Origin of the sequence: Pseudomonas reactans, from assembly GCF_013385825.1 — a bacterium.
GTDB lineage: Bacteria > Pseudomonadota > Gammaproteobacteria > Pseudomonadales > Pseudomonadaceae > Aquipseudomonas > Aquipseudomonas reactans.
Genome location: NZ_JACAPG010000020.1, coordinates 335,205 through 352,364, shown reverse-complemented (window position 1 = coordinate 352,364; position 17,160 = coordinate 335,205). Strand labels below are relative to the sequence as shown.

Annotated in this window: 18 protein-coding genes; 14 read left to right on the top strand and 4 right to left on the bottom strand. The window is 61.0% G+C overall.

Features of this window, described 5'->3' with window-relative positions; genetic code table 11:
- The first annotated feature begins 393 nt into the window (after window positions 1-393).
- From HX868_RS24310 to HX868_RS24275, 8 genes are all read left to right on the top strand, one after another.
- Complete coding sequence (locus tag HX868_RS24310; protein ID WP_016979740.1) at window positions 394-1,047, top strand: TetR/AcrR family transcriptional regulator; 654 nt, start codon at window positions 394-396, stop codon at window positions 1,045-1,047.
- 115 nt (window positions 1,048-1,162) lie between these two features.
- Window positions 1,163-2,131 carry a GTP 3',8-cyclase MoaA gene (locus HX868_RS24305; RefSeq protein WP_033901261.1) on the top strand — a complete coding sequence of 323 codons (969 nt, stop codon included), beginning with the start codon at window positions 1,163-1,165 and terminating at the stop codon, window positions 2,129-2,131.
- A gap of 99 nt (window positions 2,132-2,230) precedes the next feature.
- Window positions 2,231-2,836, top strand: a complete 606-nt coding sequence (locus HX868_RS24300; RefSeq protein ID WP_016979738.1) for a DUF4823 domain-containing protein — start codon at window positions 2,231-2,233, stop codon at window positions 2,834-2,836.
- 16 nt (window positions 2,837-2,852) lie between these two features.
- Complete coding sequence (locus HX868_RS24295) at window positions 2,853-3,413, top strand: DUF1285 domain-containing protein (protein ID WP_177004633.1); 561 nt, start codon at window positions 2,853-2,855, stop codon at window positions 3,411-3,413.
- A 70-nt stretch (window positions 3,414-3,483) separates the two neighbouring features.
- Window positions 3,484-4,197 carry a GntR family transcriptional regulator gene (locus tag HX868_RS24290; RefSeq protein WP_177004632.1) on the top strand — a complete coding sequence of 238 codons (714 nt, stop codon included), beginning with the start codon at window positions 3,484-3,486 and terminating at the stop codon, window positions 4,195-4,197.
- Window positions 4,194-5,195, top strand: coding sequence for an ADP-ribosylglycohydrolase family protein (locus HX868_RS24285; protein ID WP_177004631.1), 1,002 nt, complete (start codon window positions 4,194-4,196; stop codon window positions 5,193-5,195). Before HX868_RS24290 ends, HX868_RS24285 begins: the two co-directional genes overlap by 4 nt.
- A 178-nt stretch (window positions 5,196-5,373) precedes the next feature.
- Entirely contained in the window at window positions 5,374-6,840 is a 1,467-nt protein-coding gene (locus HX868_RS24280) for a purine-cytosine permease family protein (protein ID WP_177004630.1), read from the top strand.
- The gene (locus tag HX868_RS24275; RefSeq protein ID WP_177004629.1) at window positions 6,833-7,768 is read left to right on the top strand and encodes a PfkB family carbohydrate kinase; all 936 of its coding nucleotides are present in this window, start codon (window positions 6,833-6,835) and stop codon (window positions 7,766-7,768) included. The genes HX868_RS24280 and HX868_RS24275 overlap by 8 nt, the downstream gene beginning before the upstream one ends.
- A 141-nt stretch (window positions 7,769-7,909) precedes the next feature.
- On the opposite strand, the gene HX868_RS24270 is transcribed toward HX868_RS24275, so the two are convergent.
- The 3 genes from HX868_RS24270 to HX868_RS24260 all read right to left on the bottom strand — a co-directional run bounded on the left by HX868_RS24270 (window position 7,910) and on the right by HX868_RS24260 (window position 9,836).
- Complete coding sequence (locus HX868_RS24270) at window positions 7,910-8,176, bottom strand: hypothetical protein (protein WP_028617565.1); 267 nt, start codon at window positions 8,174-8,176, stop codon at window positions 7,910-7,912.
- A 51-nt stretch (window positions 8,177-8,227) separates the two neighbouring features.
- On the bottom strand, window positions 8,228-8,560 hold the full coding sequence (locus tag HX868_RS24265) for a hypothetical protein (RefSeq protein ID WP_095017287.1): 333 nt from the start codon (window positions 8,558-8,560) through the stop codon (window positions 8,228-8,230).
- 85 nt (window positions 8,561-8,645) lie between these two features.
- Window positions 8,646-9,836, bottom strand: coding sequence for an MFS transporter (locus HX868_RS24260; protein ID WP_177004628.1), 1,191 nt, complete (start codon window positions 9,834-9,836; stop codon window positions 8,646-8,648).
- Window positions 9,837-10,020: 184 nt separating this feature from the next.
- Here HX868_RS24260 and HX868_RS24255 point away from each other — a divergent pair, with 184 nt between their 5' ends.
- The 6 genes from HX868_RS24255 (at window position 10,021) to HX868_RS24230 (ending at window position 15,986) form a co-directional block, all read left to right on the top strand.
- Window positions 10,021-10,500, top strand: coding sequence for a GNAT family N-acetyltransferase (locus tag HX868_RS24255; RefSeq protein ID WP_010208407.1), 480 nt, complete (start codon window positions 10,021-10,023; stop codon window positions 10,498-10,500).
- 157 nt (window positions 10,501-10,657) lie between these two features.
- Window positions 10,658-11,479, top strand: a complete 822-nt coding sequence (locus tag HX868_RS24250) for an SDR family oxidoreductase (RefSeq protein ID WP_177004627.1) — start codon at window positions 10,658-10,660, stop codon at window positions 11,477-11,479.
- 32 nt (window positions 11,480-11,511) lie between these two features.
- Complete coding sequence (locus HX868_RS24245; RefSeq protein WP_177004626.1) at window positions 11,512-12,492, top strand: substrate-binding domain-containing protein; 981 nt, start codon at window positions 11,512-11,514, stop codon at window positions 12,490-12,492.
- Window positions 12,489-13,988: an L-arabinose ABC transporter ATP-binding protein AraG gene (araG, locus tag HX868_RS24240; RefSeq protein ID WP_177004625.1), complete on the top strand. Its 1,500-nt coding sequence runs from the start codon at window positions 12,489-12,491 to the stop codon at window positions 13,986-13,988. Before HX868_RS24245 ends, araG begins: the two co-directional genes overlap by 4 nt.
- 17 nt (window positions 13,989-14,005) lie before the next feature.
- Entirely contained in the window at window positions 14,006-14,971 is a 966-nt protein-coding gene (araH, locus tag HX868_RS24235; RefSeq protein ID WP_028617559.1) for an L-arabinose ABC transporter permease AraH, read from the top strand.
- Between the two features lie 211 nt (window positions 14,972-15,182).
- A complete protein-coding gene (locus tag HX868_RS24230; RefSeq protein WP_016979999.1) occupies window positions 15,183-15,986 on the top strand; it encodes an IclR family transcriptional regulator in 804 nt (267 codons plus the stop codon).
- On the opposite strand, the gene HX868_RS24225 is transcribed toward HX868_RS24230, so the two are convergent.
- Window positions 15,987-17,039 carry an NAD(P)-dependent alcohol dehydrogenase gene (locus HX868_RS24225; RefSeq protein ID WP_177004624.1) on the bottom strand — a complete coding sequence of 351 codons (1,053 nt, stop codon included), beginning with the start codon at window positions 17,037-17,039 and terminating at the stop codon, window positions 15,987-15,989. It lies immediately after the preceding gene.
- Window positions 17,040-17,160: the final 121 nt, after the last annotated feature.

The window sequence follows — 17,160 nt, the reverse complement described above, 5'->3', positions numbered from 1 at the left end:
CTAAGACCATTAGGAGTAAAACAAGGGTACGCGGTCCGTTGGTACCCAGGTCGGCGCGTCACTTGGGGGAGATGTCACGCCGACAGTTCAAGTATTGATCAGTATCCGATTCAGTCCAGTCGCGCCTGGTCGTTTTTTAAACAGATTTGGAATACGCGCGCTTCGCTTGAGTTCTCATTGGGCCGGTGCACGGCGGCAGTTGTTGCGTATTATTTCTGACTGAGATTCATGAAAACGTTGGCGCGCTGAAAGTAAAGTGCGTTTGCGGTTCACATAGGCATTGCCCAGCGACCGTTCAGTCGGGATAATCCCTCGCACCGGGTAAATCGTATCGCCGCGTATCCGTGGCCCTGCGTCACCCTCCCTATTTTGACCTTTGCAGACCTCTTCCTCATGCACAAAGAACCCCGTAAGGTCCGTGAGTTTCGCCGCCGTGAGCAGGAAATTCTCGACACCGCCCTCAAGCTGTTCCTCGAACAGGGTGAAGACAGCGTCACCGTCGAGATGATCGCGGATGCCGTGGGTATCGGCAAAGGCACGATCTACAAGCACTTCAAGTCCAAGGCCGAGATCTATCTGCGCCTGATGCTCGACTACGAGCGCGACCTGAACGAACTGCTGCATTCGGCCGATGTGGACAAGGACAAGGAAGCGCTGTCCCGCGCCTACTTCGAGTTCCGCATGCGCGACCCGCAGCGCTATCGCCTGTTCGACCGCCTGGAAGAGAAGGTGGTCAAGGGCCATCAGGTGCCGGAGATGGTCGAGGAGCTGCACAAGATCCGTGCGTCGAACTTCGAACGCCTGACCCTGTTGATCAAGGGCCGCATCAGCGAAGGCAAGCTCGAAGACGTACCGCCGTATTTCCACTACTGCGCCGCCTGGGCGTTGGTGCATGGCGCCGTGGCGCTGTATCACTCGCCGTTCTGGAGCAATGTGCTGGAAGATCAGGAAGGGTTCTTCCAGTTCCTGATGGACATCGGCGTGCGCATGGGCAACAAGCGCAAGCACAGCACCGAGCAGCCGCCGCTGGAATCGCCTTCCACGTAATGATTTGCTGCCACGCGTAGTACCCCAGGAATATACTCAGGCAAGGACTCTTGCTAAAAGCTGATTTATCAGTCAGCTTTTAGCGCGCCCGAATCATCCTCTGCCGGAGTGATCCATGATCGTTGATCGTCAAGGCAGGCGTTTTCGCAATTTGCGGATCAGCCTGACCTCAGCCTGCAATTACGCGTGTACCTACTGCGTGCCCAACGGCAAGCGGCTGGTGGCTGCCCAGGACGAACTCTCGGCCGAGGCCATGGCCCGTGGCGTGGCTTACCTGATCGAGGCCGCCGGCATCGACCGCCTGCGCATCACCGGCGGTGAACCGCTGGTCAGTCCCAAGCTGGAAGCCTTCATGGGCGCCGTCGGGCAGATGGGCCTCAGTGACATCAGCCTGACCACCAATGGCCAACTGCTGGCGCGCAAACTGCCGCTGTTGGTGGACGCTGGGATCAAGCGCATCAACGTCTCCCTCGATACCCTGGATGCGGATGCCTTCCGCAGCATCGCCCGTGGCGGCGACCTGGCCACTGTGCTCGACGGCATGGACCAGGCTCGCGCCGCCGGGATCAAGATCAAGGTCAACATGGTGCCATTGCGCGGCCAGAACCTCGACCAGGTGATGCCGCTGCTTGAGTACTGCCTGGAGCGGGGTTATGAACTGCGCTTTATCGAGTTGATGCGCATGGGCCACCTGGCCAAGGACTCCAACGCGTTTCTGCAGCAGTTTGTCAGCCTGCAACAACTGCTCGGCCTGATTGGCGAACAGCATGAGTACCTGCAAGCCAGTGCGCCCATTGACGCGACGGCGGTGCGTTATGAAATACCCGGCAAGGGCTATTTCGGAGTCATTGCCAACGAAAGCGTGCCGTTCTGTCGGACCTGCTCGCGGTTGCGGTTGTCGTCCACCGGCTGGCTGCATGGCTGTTTGTCGTCGAGCAATCGTCACTATGTCGGCGACCTGCTGGACAAGCCACGTCATCAAGCACTGCCTGCGTTGCAAGGCTTGTTGATGAAAGCGTTGGGAGACAAGCAGGAAGTGGCTTTCTCCGGCGGCGCGACCATCATGAAGATCATCGGCGGCTGATTCACCGCGATCGCCGGCAAGCCGGCTCCTACAATGGCCTGAATTCTGCATCTCACGCCCATTCGCCGGTTTTCCGTCACCGGCTTCTGGAGGATTAGGATGCGTAGTCTGGTTTTGTTGCTGGCGTCGTTGACGCTGAGTGGTTGCATGACCGTCAGCGATATGGCCGAAGGCACCCGCTATCAGATGAGCGATGCCGGTTTGCTGGATCACAGCGATACCCGTCGCACCGCCTCGGTTCGCATACAGCCGGATTCTTTCGTGTTTATCGCCCAGGGCGCCTTTGTGCCGCCGGGCAGCGCTTATCCGCGTCCAAACGTGGTGGCCGAGGAAGCCTTCAACGGCTTTATCGAATATTTCCCCATGGTGCGCCGCGCCCGTCAGCCGGAAGGCTTGGAGCAGGCAATGTCCGAAGCCCGCGCGGCTGGCGCTCACTACCTGCTGTACTGCCGTTTCGCCAAGGCGGATGACCGGATCGGCAACGCCGATGAGTGGGCCGACCAAGAAGCCCTCGACCGCGTTGGGCTGGACAGCGGCGTCATCCAGATCATGTTGATCGAGACCAGCACCCAGTATTTGATCGATACTGCACGTATTCGCAGTCGTGGCGGTTTGCTGACGTTCCACGACAACAAGCCACAAGATCTGATTGCCCGTCCGCTGCGCCAGTACGCCCGTAGCCTGTTGGGCATGAGTGATCAATAAGCACCAGGAGAACCCCATGACCGATTCCGCCAAAGCCAACGACCTGTTGGCCCAACTGCCCAAGGGCAAGGGACCGGCGCCGGTACACCTGTGGAACCCGGACTTCTGCGGCAACATCGACATGCGCATTGCCCGCGACGGTACCTGGTTTTACCAGGGCACGCCGATCGGACGTAAGCCGATGGTCAAACTGTTCTCCAACATCATTCGCCGCGATGGTGATGATTACTTCCTGGTCACTCCCGTGGAAAAGGTTGGCATCAGCGTCGATGATGCGCCGTTCGTGGCGCTAACGCTGGAGGTCGAAGGGCAGGGCGAAGGCCAGTTGCTGCGCTTTACCACCAACGTGGACGATCAGATCGAAGCGGGCCTTGAACACCCCTTGCGTGTGGTGATCGACCCTGACACCCAGGAACCCGCGCCCTATCTGCGGGTGCGCACCAACCTCGAAGCCCTGGTGCATCGCAACGTGTTCTACCAATTGGTGGAGTTGGCGGTGAGCCGTCCGATCAACGGTCAGAACTGGCTGGGCGTCTGGAGCGGCGGGGAGTTTTTCCGTATTGGCCTGGAACCCTGAGGCCGGTTTCTTCATCTCTCTGAAATAATTCGCTTGCTGTAAATAGGCGCTTTCGGTTATCAATTTGTACATGATTAGACATGTTCGATTTGATAAGAAAAAACGCGTCGTCGACGAGCTCATCCGCCGTATCGAGGGTGGAGTGATGGCCGACGGTTTCCTGCTGCCGGGCGAGCACCAGTTGGCCGAAGAGTTTGCGGTCAGCCGTGGCACCCTGCGCGAAGCCCTCGCCGAGTTGAAGCGCCGAAACTACATCGCGACCCAGAGCGGCGTCGGCTCGATTGTCACCTTTGACGGCATGGTGCTCGACCAACGCAGCGGTTGGGCCCAGGCCCTGGCCGACACAGGGGCGCGAGTGAACACCGACATCCTGCGCTTGGAAGCGGTGACCCGTCCCGACCTGTTCAGCCGTTTCGGCAGCGACCAATTCATTGCCCTTGATCGCCGTCGCCGCACCACCGACGGCACAGCGGTCTCCCTGGAACGCTCGTTGATGCCCGCATCTGGCGGCCTGGAAAGCCTGCCTAAAGTCGGCCTGATCGATAACTCCCTGACCATCACCCTGGCCGCCTACGGTTACGTCGGCGCCGAAGGTGACCAATGGATCGGCGCCGAACCCCTCAGCGACGAAGACGCCGAGTTGCTCGGCCGTCCTGCAGGCACGGTGTTTCTCAAGGCCTCACGGACCACCTACGACCGTCGCGAACGTTTCATGGAGCATGTCGAAAGCTTGCTCGACCCGCTGCACTTTCGCCTGCACCTCCAGTTTGGAAACTCGAAATGACCCCGCACACTCGCGCCCTCGGCGCTTTCTACGGCCTGGCATTGGGCGATGCCCTGGGCATGCCGACCCAGTCCTTGAGCCGCGAGCAGGTCCGGGCGCGTTTCGGCGCCATCACTGGCCTGGAAGATGCCGACGCCGACCAGCCGATTGCGCCGAACATGCCTGCCGGTTCCATCACCGATGACACCGAGCAGGCGATCCTGGTGGGTGAGTTGCTGGTGGAGGGGCAGGGCGTCATCGAACCGACGGTGCTCGCCCAGCGTTTGATCGATTGGGAAGCAGTGATGCGCGCCAAGGGCTCGCAGGATTTGCTCGGCCCCTCCACCAAGCGTGCCATCGACATGATCCTCGCCGGTCACACGCCGGAAGAGTCTGGCCGCTACGGCACCACCAACGGCGCTGCGATGCGCATCACCCCGGTGGGGATCGCCGCCGACGTCAGCGACCCGGCGCGGTTTATCCAGGCGGTGATCCAGGCCTGCCAGGTCACCCATAACACCACCCTGGGAATTTCCAGTGCGGCGGCGGTGGCGGCGGTGGTGTCGGCCGGCATCAACGGCGCGGACCTGGGCGAAGCACTGAACATCGGCACCCAGATTGCCCAGCAGGCTGAAGGCCATGGTCACTGGATTGCCGGCGGGCGTATTTCCACGCGCATCAGTTGGGCACGCACCCTGAGCGTCGGCAGCGGCGACAAAGCCCTGTTCGCCGACCTGCTGTACGAATTGATCGGTACTTCCGTCGCGTCCCAGGAGTCGGTGGTGGTGTCGTTTGCCCTGGCCCAGCAAGTGGCGGTGGGCGAGTTGAACGCCTTCGAAGCGCTGTGTCTGGCCGCCAGCCTTGGCGGCGACACTGACACCATTGCCGCCATTCTCGGCGCCATGCTGGGCGCGTGCCTGGGCATGCAGTGCTGGCCTGACGCGATGATCGAACAGGTCAAACAGGTCAATGGCCTGGAGTTGCAGCCGCTGGTTCAAGGGTTGCTCAAATTGCGCTGAACCTTGTAGGAGCCGGCTTGCCGGCGATGGCGATTGGTCAGTTGGCGATGCAGTGGCTGGAACATCGCAATCGCCGGCAAGCCAGCTCCTACATAGGTTGCGTCGAGTCAGGATGACCGGTTAACGCTTTGATTTTCTGCCACAACCACAACAATACAGGCACCAGGAGCACCCCCTCATGAGCAGCACCTCTTCCGGCCAAAGTGCCGGGCAATTGGAAACACGCGGCATCGAACCGGTCCCTGAAGGCGAGTGCAACGGGCACCCGCTGCAACTGTTCTGGGTGTGGTTCGCCGCCAACATCAGCATCCTCGGTTTGCCGCTCGGCGCCACGCTGGTGGCGTTTCGCGGCCTGGCGATCTGGCAGGCAATCATCGTGGCGATCCTCGGCGCTGCCGGTTCGTTCGCGGTGGTGGGCATCATCTCCATCGCTGGCCGCCGTGGGCGTGCGCCGAGCCTGACGCTGTCCCGTGCCATCTTCGGTGTGCGCGGCAATATCGGGCCGACGCTGGTGTCGCTGATGTCGCGCCTGGGCTGGGAAACCGTCAACACCACCACGGCCGCGTTTGTGCTGCTGTCGCTGTGCTCGATCCTGTTTGGTTCGCCGGTCGAGGCGAAAAGCGCGCCGGTGCTGACCCTGATCTTTATCGCCATCTTCGTGTTGCTGACCTTGTCGGTTTCCGGCCTGGGCCATGCCACGTTGCTGGTGATCCAGAAGTGGGCCACGTATGTGTTTGGCGCCCTGAACATTCTGGTCGGCGGCTTCCTCTGCGCCACCATCGATTGGAGCGCAGTGTTCAACGCCACCCCGGCGCCGTTGAGCGCGATGATCATCGGCGTCGGCACCATGGCTGCCGGTACCGGTATTGGCTGGGCGAATGCCGGTGCCGACATGTCGCGCTATCAGCACCGCAGCGTCACCGCCGTGCGCCTGGTGGCATCGGCCGCGTTTGGCGCGGGCATTCCGCTGGTGTTGCTGATCACCCTTGGCGGCTTGCTGTCGGTGGGCAACAACGACCTGGCCTCCGCCACTGACCCGATCGTCGCGATCCGCGACATGCTGCCGACCTGGATGGCGGTGCCGTACCTGATCACCGCGTTTGGCGGGCTGCTGCTGTCCAACAACTTGTCGGTGTACTCGGCGGGTCTCACCACACTGACCCTCGGCTTGAAGGTCAAGCGTGTGCATGCGGTGATCGTCGACATCGTGGCGATCTTCGCCGGCTCGATCTACTTCATGTTGATCGCCGACAGCTTCTACGGCCCGTTCATCACGTTCATCTCGTTGCTGGCGGTGCCGATCACGGCGTGGGTCGGCATCTTCGTGGTTGACCTGATGCACCGTCACCACTACAGCCCCAAGGACCTGCTGGACGTGAGCCCAAGCAGCGCCTACTGGTACCGCGGTGGTGTGGAATGGCGTGCGTTCGGCGCCTGGGCGGTGGCGATCGTGCTGGGTTTCAGCTTCACCACCATCGGCACCACTGCCGAAAACATCTGGTTCGCCGGGCCTTTGTCCGACTCCTGGCTGGGCCACAACGGCCTCGGCTGGATCGTCACCTTTCTGGTGGCCGGCGGAATTTATGCAGTACTGGGTGGCGCGGCTGACCGTCGCCCGGCTTTGGTAGAGCGTCCTAATGTCTAGATTGCTGCACACAGGCCAGGTCATCGTCGACCTGGTCATGGCTCTCGATACCCTGCCCGCCACCGGCGGCGATGTGCTGGCGCAATCGGCCAGCTTTGAGGCCGGAGGGGGCTTCAATGTGATGGCGGCCGCGCGGCGCAATGGGTTGCCGGTGGTTTACCTCGGGCGTCATGGCAATGGGCGCTTTGGTGACCTGGCCCGTGCGGCGATGCAGGCCGAAGGGGTCGAAATGGCCCAGGCGGCCAGCACCGATAAAGACACCGGTTTGTGTGTATCGCTGACCGAGGCCACCACTGAGCGCACCTTCATTTCCCATATCGGCGCTGAAGGTGACTTGAGTGCCGATGACTTGGCGCGAATGGTCCCGCAAGCGGACGATTACGTGTATGTCAGCGGCTACAGCCTTTTATTGGAAGGCAAGGCGCAGGCATTGCTCGACTGGCTGCTGACGCTACCGCGAGCGATCACCGTGGTGTTCGACCCGGGCCCGTTGGTCAAGGCGCCGGATTCAGCGCTGATGGTGGCGTTGTTGCCGCGCATCGATATCTGGACCAGTAATGGCCCGGAAGCCCTGGCGTTTACCGGAGCGGGTACGTTGGCGGATGCGCTGGTCGATCTCAATCGTCACCTGCCCGTTGATGCCTTGCTGGTGGTGCGTGATGGGCCGAATGGTTGCTGGGTCAGTCGTCAGAGCCAGGCTGAACATGTACCGGGCTTCAAGGTTACGGCGGTGGACAGCAACGGCGCGGGGGATGCGCATGCAGGGGTGTTTATTGCTGGCCTTGCCAAAGGTTTGAAACCTGCTGAAGCGGCACGCCGTGCGAATGCGGCAGCGGCGTTGGCGGTGACACGCTGGGGACCTGCAACTTCCCCGGGCACTGCCGAAGTTGACATACTCCTCACTGAGCAAACGCAGCAAAACCTGTAGGAGCTGGCTTGCCAGCGATGGCGGTTTATCTGCAACCGTTACGGTGACTGATGCGCCGCCATCGCCGGCAAGCCGGCTCCTACAGTGGGTTTGTGTTCAGCCGGTTTTTTCAGCGCTTCGATCAGACCAGCCAACAACGTATTACTGGGAGCTGGCGCTATCCAACTTACGCGCCTCATCCACCCCAGACGCCGTCAGCTTGATCGGCAGATTCAACGCATACTCACCGGCAGCGTCAGTGGTCACATGCCCATCCTTGATCAACCCGCGGTCCTGCAGGAACGCCAAGACACTGGCCACCTCTTTTTCGCCGCGGTAGTTATCCAGCACCTCCTTGCCCAGGCCTTGCGGATGGGCGTGCAGCAGGCGGGTGAGGACTTCTTTTTCAAGGTTTCTATCGACGTTCATGCGTACCTCTTCACTGGGAAATGATCGGGTGTTCGTCTTGCGTTCGATGGATCAAGGCGCAGGTTGTTTCGGGGCACCTGGGACGTTGGAGTCATCGCCTTTGTTGATGTTGGGCTGGTTGATCGCCGGGCCCATTTTGCCGTTACCGACGGCAGCAGGCGCTTGACGCTGGGTATCGTTGCCTTGGGTGCGCGGGTCAGCACCGGGCTCAATGACCGCGCCACCATTGGTGTCCATGCCGGTACCCATGGATTTCTGCGACTCGGTGGTGGCATTCGGCGTTGGATCGGTGGGCCCGGTGGTCGAGCTGGCGGCAAAGGCGCTCAGCGATGCAGCAGACAACAGGCCTGTGAGGGCGAGGGCAGCAAACTTGGAATTTTTCATGAGGGTGTCTCCATATGATTAATGTCCTTACCCTCTATTGGTCAGCCAGGCCTTGGCGTTCGTGCCTTGATGGCGACGAACGGTCTTAGCTCACCTGTAAGATTTTGTGTGCCGAGGCCCGCCGCCAGATCAGTCTCGCGAGGCTGATCAACCAATTGAGCAACGCCACGGCCGTCACACTCAGCAGCAGCGATTGCAGGCCATACTCGACGATGATCCGCCCCGCCAGCATCGGGAACCCGAACACCCCGACGAAGTACCCGAGGCTGAACAGCAGCAACGCTTGGGACGTGGTGCCAGCGGGGGCTTCATTGGCCACCAGCCCGTTGATCACCGAGTACGTCAGCCCATAACCCACGCCTAGAGTGATGGCGGCGAGCAGGTAGCTGAAGGTCCCCGATACCGTGAAGCCGAACATCAACACCGACACCAGCATCAGCCCCGACAGTACGCACGCCGAGCGATAGGCATCACGCCTGACGACAAACCCTGCAATCAACAAGCGGCTGGTAATCGCCGCGCTCAGGAAACCCACGAAAAATAGCGAATAGTCCAGGGAATGCGCCGCTGCGTAGCTGGTCTGGAATGAGGACAACCCGCCGAACACACAACCGCCCAGGCCGACCATGATGATTGCGAACACCGCCCGCGATGACAGCACCTGGCGGGTGGCACGCCAGGAAATTTTTGCCACAACCGTGTCTTGTTTGAGATGGGCGCCCAGTCGCCAGAACATCACCACGCCCATCAGGCTGGCGAAGGCGGCGATGTAAAACGCGCTGGTCAGCGGCAGCTCCAATGCGCTGGCCGCACGCCCGAGCAAGGGGCCGGCCCCGATCCCGCTCATCATGCTGCCGGACAATAACGCAAAGTATTTGGCCCGCTGCTGTGGTTCCACCAGCATGGCCACGATGATCGGCCCTAAGGTATAGAACACCCCCCAACCGAGTCCCAGGGCCAGGCCAAACCCCATCAAGCCCAGGCCGAAACCTGGCATCAGGGCAAAACCCAGGCATGCCACCACCAACAACAGGCCCAATCCCGCAATCGCCCGCGCCGCGCCCAGCGCATCAGCCAAATGCCCGGAGACCACCACCGCCACGAAGGTGCTGAGCATCGCCATGGAGATCACACTGCCTGCATCGTGCTCGTTACCGCCGCGCGTATGAATCAGCAACGACAACAGAAAAGTCGAGCCGTAAGACAGCGATAACAGAAAACTGGCAAGGCAAAAAAGGGCGAACAGCGGCGTGCTCACCGCAGACTTGGAATGCATAAGAGGGCCTGGAAGTCATTGGAGTTATGCCGGACTTTTTACCATGCACCGCTTTGCCGATTGTTGTGTGGTTGGTGGTGCCAGCGTTAGCCGTGGACGGAGTAAGGGTATGCAGTGAAATTGCACTGCAATCCGTCACGAAAGCGTCTTAGTATGTGTGCTTTGAAATTGCCAAGGCTCGCCCATGACCATCGAGATTCGCCCCGCCGTGCCCAGCGATGCTGCGCAGATCCTGACGTTCATCACCGAGCTTGCCGAGTACGAGAAAGCCCGGCACGAAGTGATCGCCAGTGTGGTGGACATCGAGCGTAGCCTGTTCAGTGAAGGCGCCACCGCCCATGGCCTGATCTGCCTGCGCGACGGCTTGCCGATTGGCTTTGCGGTGTTCTTTTTCAGCTATTCCACCTGGCTGGGCAGCAACTGCCTGTACCTGGAGGACCTCTACATCAACCCGGAACAGCGCGGCGGCGGGGCGGGCAAGAAGCTACTGCGCCACCTGGCGAAGATCGCCTTTGATAACGGTTGCGGGCGCTTTGAGTGGAGCGTGCTGGACTGGAACGAACCGGCGATTGCCTTCTACAAATCCATCGGCGCCCAGCCGCAGGAAGAGTGGGTGCGCTATCGCATGGAAGGCGACGCACTGCGTGACTTCGCCCTCGGCTGACGGAGAAGGCCCTACAAATAACCGGCGACGATTCGCCGGTTTTTTTGTTTTTATGCTCACTATGTGGGATGCAAATTTATATATTGAGATATTTCAAATGATGGGTTTATAGTCGGCTGCATCAGCACTCACTACCAAAAATAAAACAGGTGAAGCGATGCAGGCACAACCCTTGTCACTCCCCGCCGTGCCCGAGCCAACCTATGGCGAGCGGCTCAAAGGCAAAGTGGTGATCATCACCGGCGCCGCCCAGGGCATTGGCGAGGCCATCGTCGCGTGTTTCCAGGCCCAACAGGCACAGTTGATCATCGCGGATATCCAAGGCGAAAAGGTCGAAAAGGTCGCCGCTCACTGGCGTGAACGCGGCGCAGAGATTCACGCGCAAGCCGTCGACATCACGTCCAAGGATCAATGGCAGGCACTGGTCAACCTGGCCCTCGAGCGCTTCGGCCGCGTGGATGTGCTGATCAATTGCGCCGGGGTCAACGTGTTCCGCGACCCGCTGGAGATGACCGACGAAGACTGGCGCCGCTGCTTCGCCATCGACCTTGACGGTGCCTGGTTCGGCTGCCGCGCGGTGTTGCCGCACATGATCGAGCAGGGCATCGGCAACATCATCAACATTGCGTCCACCCATTCCAGCCACATCATCCCCGGCTGCTTTCCCTATCCCGTGGCCAAGCACGGCCTGCTCGGCCTGACCCGCGCCCTCGGCATCGAATACGCGCCCAAGGGCATCCGCGTGAATGCCATCGCGCCGGGTTACATCGAAACCCAGCTCAACGTCGACTACTGGAACGGTTTTCCCGACCCCCACGCCGAGCGCCAGCGCGCCTTCGACCTGCACCCGCCCAAGCGCATTGGCCAGCCGGTCGAGGTAGCGATGACGGCACTGTTCCTGGCGACCGACGAGGCGCCCTTTATCAATGCAACCTGCCTGATGATCGATGGCGGGCGTTCTGTGATGTACCACGACTAAACCGTTTTCCAATAACAAGAAGGAGGTGGTCCATGTTCAAGAAGACTCTAGGCACTTTGGCGCTGGCAATGGCGTTCAGCAGCGTGGCGCTCGCTGAAGAAGTGAAGATTGGTTTCCTGGTCAAGCAGGCCGAAGAACCCTGGTTCCAGACCGAATGGGCCTTCGCCGAAAAAGCCGGCAAGGACCAGGGCTTCACCGTGATCAAGATCGCCGTGCCGGACGGTGAAAAAACCTTGTCGGCCATCGACACCCTGGCCGCCAACGGCGCCAAGGGCTTTGTGATCTGCCCGCCAGACGTGTCACTCGGCCCGGCGATCATGGCCAAGGCCAAGCTCAATAACCTTAAAGTGCTGGCGGTCGACGACCGTTTTGTCGACGCCAAGGGCAAGCCTATGGAAGACGTGCCCTACGTCGGTCTGGACGCCTACAAGATCGGCCAGAAACAAGGCGAAGCCATGGCTACCGAAGCCAAGCATCGCAACTGGGACTGGAAGGAAACCTACGCCGTCATCAACACGTTCGACGAGTTGGAAACCGGCAAGAAACGCACTGACGGTTCGGTCGAAGGCCTCAAGGCTGCCGGCCTGCCCGCTGACCACATCCTGTTCAGTGCGCAGAAAACCCTCGACGTGCCCGGCAGCATGGATTCCACCAACTCGGCCCTGGTGAAACTGCCCAGCGGTGCGAAAAACCTGATCATCGGCGGCATGAACGACAGCACGGTGCTGGGTGGCGTACGTGCCACCGAAAGCGCCGGGTTCAAGGCGGCCAATGTGATCGGCGTCGGCATCAACGGCACCGATGCGATTGAGGAACTGAAGAAGTCCGACACCGGCTTCTATGGCTCGATGCTGCTAAGCCCTGACGCCTCCGGCTACAAAACCGCCAGCGCGATGTTCGAGTGGGTTACCAAGGGCACCGAGCCGGCCAAGTTCACCGCGCTGGATAACGTGACCCTGATCACCCGCGCCAACTTCAAGGAAGAGTTGAGCAAAATCGGGCTGTGGAAATGACCGGCGCGGCCCTGCGTTTCAACGGCATCGGCAAGGAATTTCCCGGTGTGAAAGCCCTGGCGCAGATCAGCTTTGAAGCGCGGCCGCGCGAGGTGCACGCGTTGATGGGCGAGAACGGCGCTGGCAAGTCGACGCTGCTGAAGATTCTCGGCGGCGCCTACCTGCCGAGCAGCGGAACACTGCAGATCGGCGAGCAGACCATGGACTTCAAGTCCGCCGCCGACAGCATTGCCAGCGGCGTGGCGGTCATCCACCAGGAGCTGCACCTGGTGCCGGAAATGACCGTCGCCGAGAACCTCTTTCTTGGGCATTTGCCGACCCGTTTCGGCGTGGTCAATCGCGGCCAGTTGCGCAAGCAAGCGTTGGCCTGTCTCAAGGGCCTGGCCGATGAAATCGATCCGGACGAAAAGCTCGGACGCCTGTCCCTTGGCCAGCGCCAACTGGTGGAAATCGCCAAGGCGTTGTCCCGTGGCGCCCATGTGATTGCCTTCGACGAACCCACCAGCAGCTTGTCGGCGCGGGAGATCGACCGCTTGATGGCGATCATCACGCGCCTGCGTGACGAGGGCAAAGTCGTGCTCTATGTGTCGCACCGTATGGAAGAAGTGTTCCGCATCTGCAACGCCGTGACGGTGTTCAAGGACGGCCGCTATGTACGCACCTTCGACGACATGAGCGCGCTGACCCATGACCAGTTGGTGACCTGCATGGTCGGTCGCGATATCCAGGACATCTACGATTACCGGCCACGGGAAAAAGGTGAAGTGGCGCTGAAGGTCGAGGGCTTACTCGGGCCTGGCCTGCGTGAACCGGTCAACCTTAACGTGCACAAGGGTGAGATTCTTGGCCTGTTCGGATTGGTCGGGGCGGGGCGCACGGAACTGTTTCGGCTGCTGAGCGGTTTGACCCGCAGCACCGCCGGCAGCCTGGAACTCTGCGGGCAAACACTGCAATTGCGTTCACCCCGCGATGCCATAACCGCCGGCGTGCTGCTGTGCCCGGAAGACCGCAAGAAGGAGGGCATCATCCCGCTGTCCAGCGTGGCCGAGAACATCAATATCAGCGCGCGCGGTGCCCATTCCACCTTCGGTTGGCTGCTGCGCGACGGCTGGGAAACGACCAACGCCGACCGGCAGATCAAGGCGATGAAGGTCAAGACGCCCAACGCTGAACAGAAAATCATGTACCTCTCCGGTGGCAACCAGCAAAAGGCCATTCTCGGCCGCTGGCTGTCGATGCCGATGAAGGTGCTGCTGCTGGACGAGCCCACCCGTGGTATCGACATCGGCGCCAAGTCGGAGATCTACCAGATCATCCACAACCTGGCCGCCAGCGGTATTGCGGTGATCGTGGTGTCCAGCGACCTGATGGAAGTGATGGGCATCAGCGACCGCATCCTGGTGATGAGCGAAGGCGCCCTGACCGGCGAACTCACCCGCGACCAAGCGGACGAAGCACGGCTGTTGCAACTGGCTCTCCCGCGTTCGCGGGCTTGAAGAATTCGAGGTGAATGATGTCTGAGGTAAAAACTGCAAAGGGCTTCTGGCCGGGTTTCAACCAGCGCAAGTTCCTCGATGACTGGGTGATGCTGCTCGCCGCGTTGAGCATCTTTGTGCTCAGCGCGTTGTTTATCGATAACTTCCTTTCGCCGTTGAACATGCGTGGGCTGGGCCTGGCGATTTCCACCGTGGGCATCGCGGCGTGCACCATGCTGTTCTGCCTGGCGTCGGGGCACTTCGACTTGTCGGTGGGCTCGGTGATTGCCTGTGCCGGCGTGGTCGCGGGCATTGTGATCCGCGACACCGATAGCGTGGTGCTTGGCGTGTCCGCTGCGTTGGCCATGGGCCTGGTGGTGGGGCTGATCAACGGCATCGTCATCGCCAAACTGCGCATCAACGCATTGATCGCGACCTTGGCGACCATGCAAATCGTACGTGGACTGGCGTACATCTTTTCCAACGGCAAGGCCGTCGGCGTGATGGACGAAGGTTTCTTCGTGTTCGGCAACGGCCAACTGATGGGCGTGCCGGTGCCGATCATCATCACCGTGCTGTGCTTTGTGTTCTTTGGCTGGCTGCTCAACTACACCACCTATGGGCGCAACACCATGGCCATCGGTGGTAACCAGGAAGCGGCGTTGTTGGCCGGGGTGAACGTTGATCGCACCAAGATCATCATCTTTGCCGTGCACGGCTTGATCGGCGCCTTGGCCGGGGTAATCCTCGCCTCGCGCATGACCTCGGGCCAGCCGATGATTGGCCAGGGGTTTGAGCTGACCGTGATCTCGGCGTGTGTATTGGGCGGGGTGTCGTTGAGTGGCGGCATTGGCATGATCCGTCACGTGATTGCCGGGGTGCTGATTTTGGCGATCATCGAGAATGCGATGAACCTGAAGAACATCGACACTTTCTACCAGTACGTGATCCGGGGTTCGATCCTGTTGCTGGCCGTCATCATCGACCGCATGAAACAACGCTGATCTTTGCGGCTGATGAGCTTGTTGTGGCGAGCAGGCTTGCCCTGCGTTGGGCTGCGAAGCGGCCCTAAAACCAGGCAACCTGTTTTACCTGGCAAACCGCAGTGAATTTACCGGGGCCGCTGCGCAGCCCCAAGCAGGGCAAGCCTGCTCGCCACGGAAGGCACCAGAGATCATAATGCTCGCCGTTTTCGTACCACCACATAGGCCCGATATGCAGGAAAACGCCCACACCCCCGTCAAAGACGCCGCCCCCACTGGCACCCAGACCCTGCTGCGTGGCCTGGGCGTGGTGCAAGCGGTGGCGGCAGGTGCGCGGGATCTGAAAGAGATCGCCAAGCGCATCGGTACCACCCGCAGCACCACCCACCGCCTGGCCAGTTGCCTGGTGGAAGAGCGTTACCTGCGCGTGGTGCCGCAGGTCGGTTACCTGTTGGGGCCGAAGTTGATCGAGCTGGGTTTTCAGGCACGCGAAGAGCTGCCGCTGGTGACCTTGGCCATTCCGTATCTGGATGAGTTGTCGGCGCTGACCGGCGACACCATCCACTTGGCCATCCGTGAATACGACGACGTGCTGTACCTGCACAAGAATCCTGGCCGCAACGGCCCGGAAATGCGCTCACGGGTCGGCCATCGCATGCCGCTGGCGCGTACCGGGATCGGCAAGGCATTGCTGCTGGATGACACGGTTGCGGAGTGGCAACGTCTGTACGAAGTCAGCCTGCCAGCGGGTGGGAAAAGCCTGCAATGGCCGCAGCACCCAGAACAGTCATGGGCACAGTTCGAGCAGCGCATGCATGAATACGTGGTGGGCGGTTATGCGTTCGACCTGGAAGACAACGAACCGTCGATCCGTTGCGTGGCGGCACCGGTGCGCGATGCCAGCCGGCGCATCGTCGCCGGTATCAGCATCGCCAGTACCGTGCCCTACATGCCGCTGGAGAAAATGGCCGAGCTGATTCCTGTGGTCAAACAGGTCGCAGCCCGGCTGTCAGCGGAGTTGGGCGCGAAGGCCTGATCAGGCCTTCAGCGTCGCCATGTCGATGACAAAACGGTACTTCACGTCGCCGGCGATCATGCGGCTGTAGGCTTCGTTGATATTGCGGATGTCGAGCATTTCGATGTCGCAGGTGATGCCGTGCTCGGCGCAGAAATCCAGGACTTCCTGGGTTTCGGCAATGCCGCCGATCAACGAACCGGCCAGTACCTTGCGGCCCAGCACCAGCTTGGCGGCGTTGACGGGCGGGTCTACCGGCTCGATCAGGCCGACCAGGATGTGCACGCCGTCAAAGCGCAGCACGTCGAGGTAGGGGTTCAGGTCGTGCTGCACCGGAATGGTGTCCAGCAGGAAGTCGAAGTGCCCGGCGGCGGCTTTCATCTGGGCTTCGTCGGTGGACACGATCACATGATCGGCGCCCTGGCGACGGCCTTCTTCGGCCTTGCTCGCCGAGCGGGTAAACAAGGTCACTTCCGCGCCCATGGCCTTGGCAAACTTGATGCCCATATGGCCCAGGCCGCCCATGCCGAGCACGCCGACTTTATCGCCGGCCTTCACGCCGTAGTGCTTGAGCGGCGAGTAGGTGGTGATGCCAGCACACAGGATCGGCGCGGCGCTGGCCAGGTCGAGCTTGGCCGGGATCTTCACCACGAAATGTTCGCTGACCACGATGCTGTCGGAGTAACCGCCCATGGTGTTGCTGCCGTCAACGCGGTCCGGGGTGGCGTAGGTCATGGTCGGGCCTTCGAGGCAGTATTGCTCCAGGTCCGCTTGGCACGCGTCGCAGTGACGGCACGAATCGACCATGCAGCCCACGCCGACCAGATCACCGATTTTGTGCGCGGTGACGTTGGCGCCAACGGCGGTGACCTTGCCGACGATCTCGTGGCCGGGCATCAGTGGATACACGGCGATGCCCCATTCGTTGCGCGCCTGGTGGATGTCGGAGTGGCAGACGCCGCAGTACAGGATCTCGATCGCCACGTCATCGACGCGCGGGCTGCGGCGCTGGAACGACATGGGGGCGAGGGGAGTGGTGGCCGACTGGGCGGCGTAACCGATGGCGGTGTACATGGGGAGACCTCGCAAAAGCAATGACAGGTGAGGTGGCGCATTCTCCGCGCCGGGTCCTGATGCGGCCATGGCGATTGCTCCGAGTCTCATGCCTATTCGTCCGGGAGTGCCCCGTGTTTGG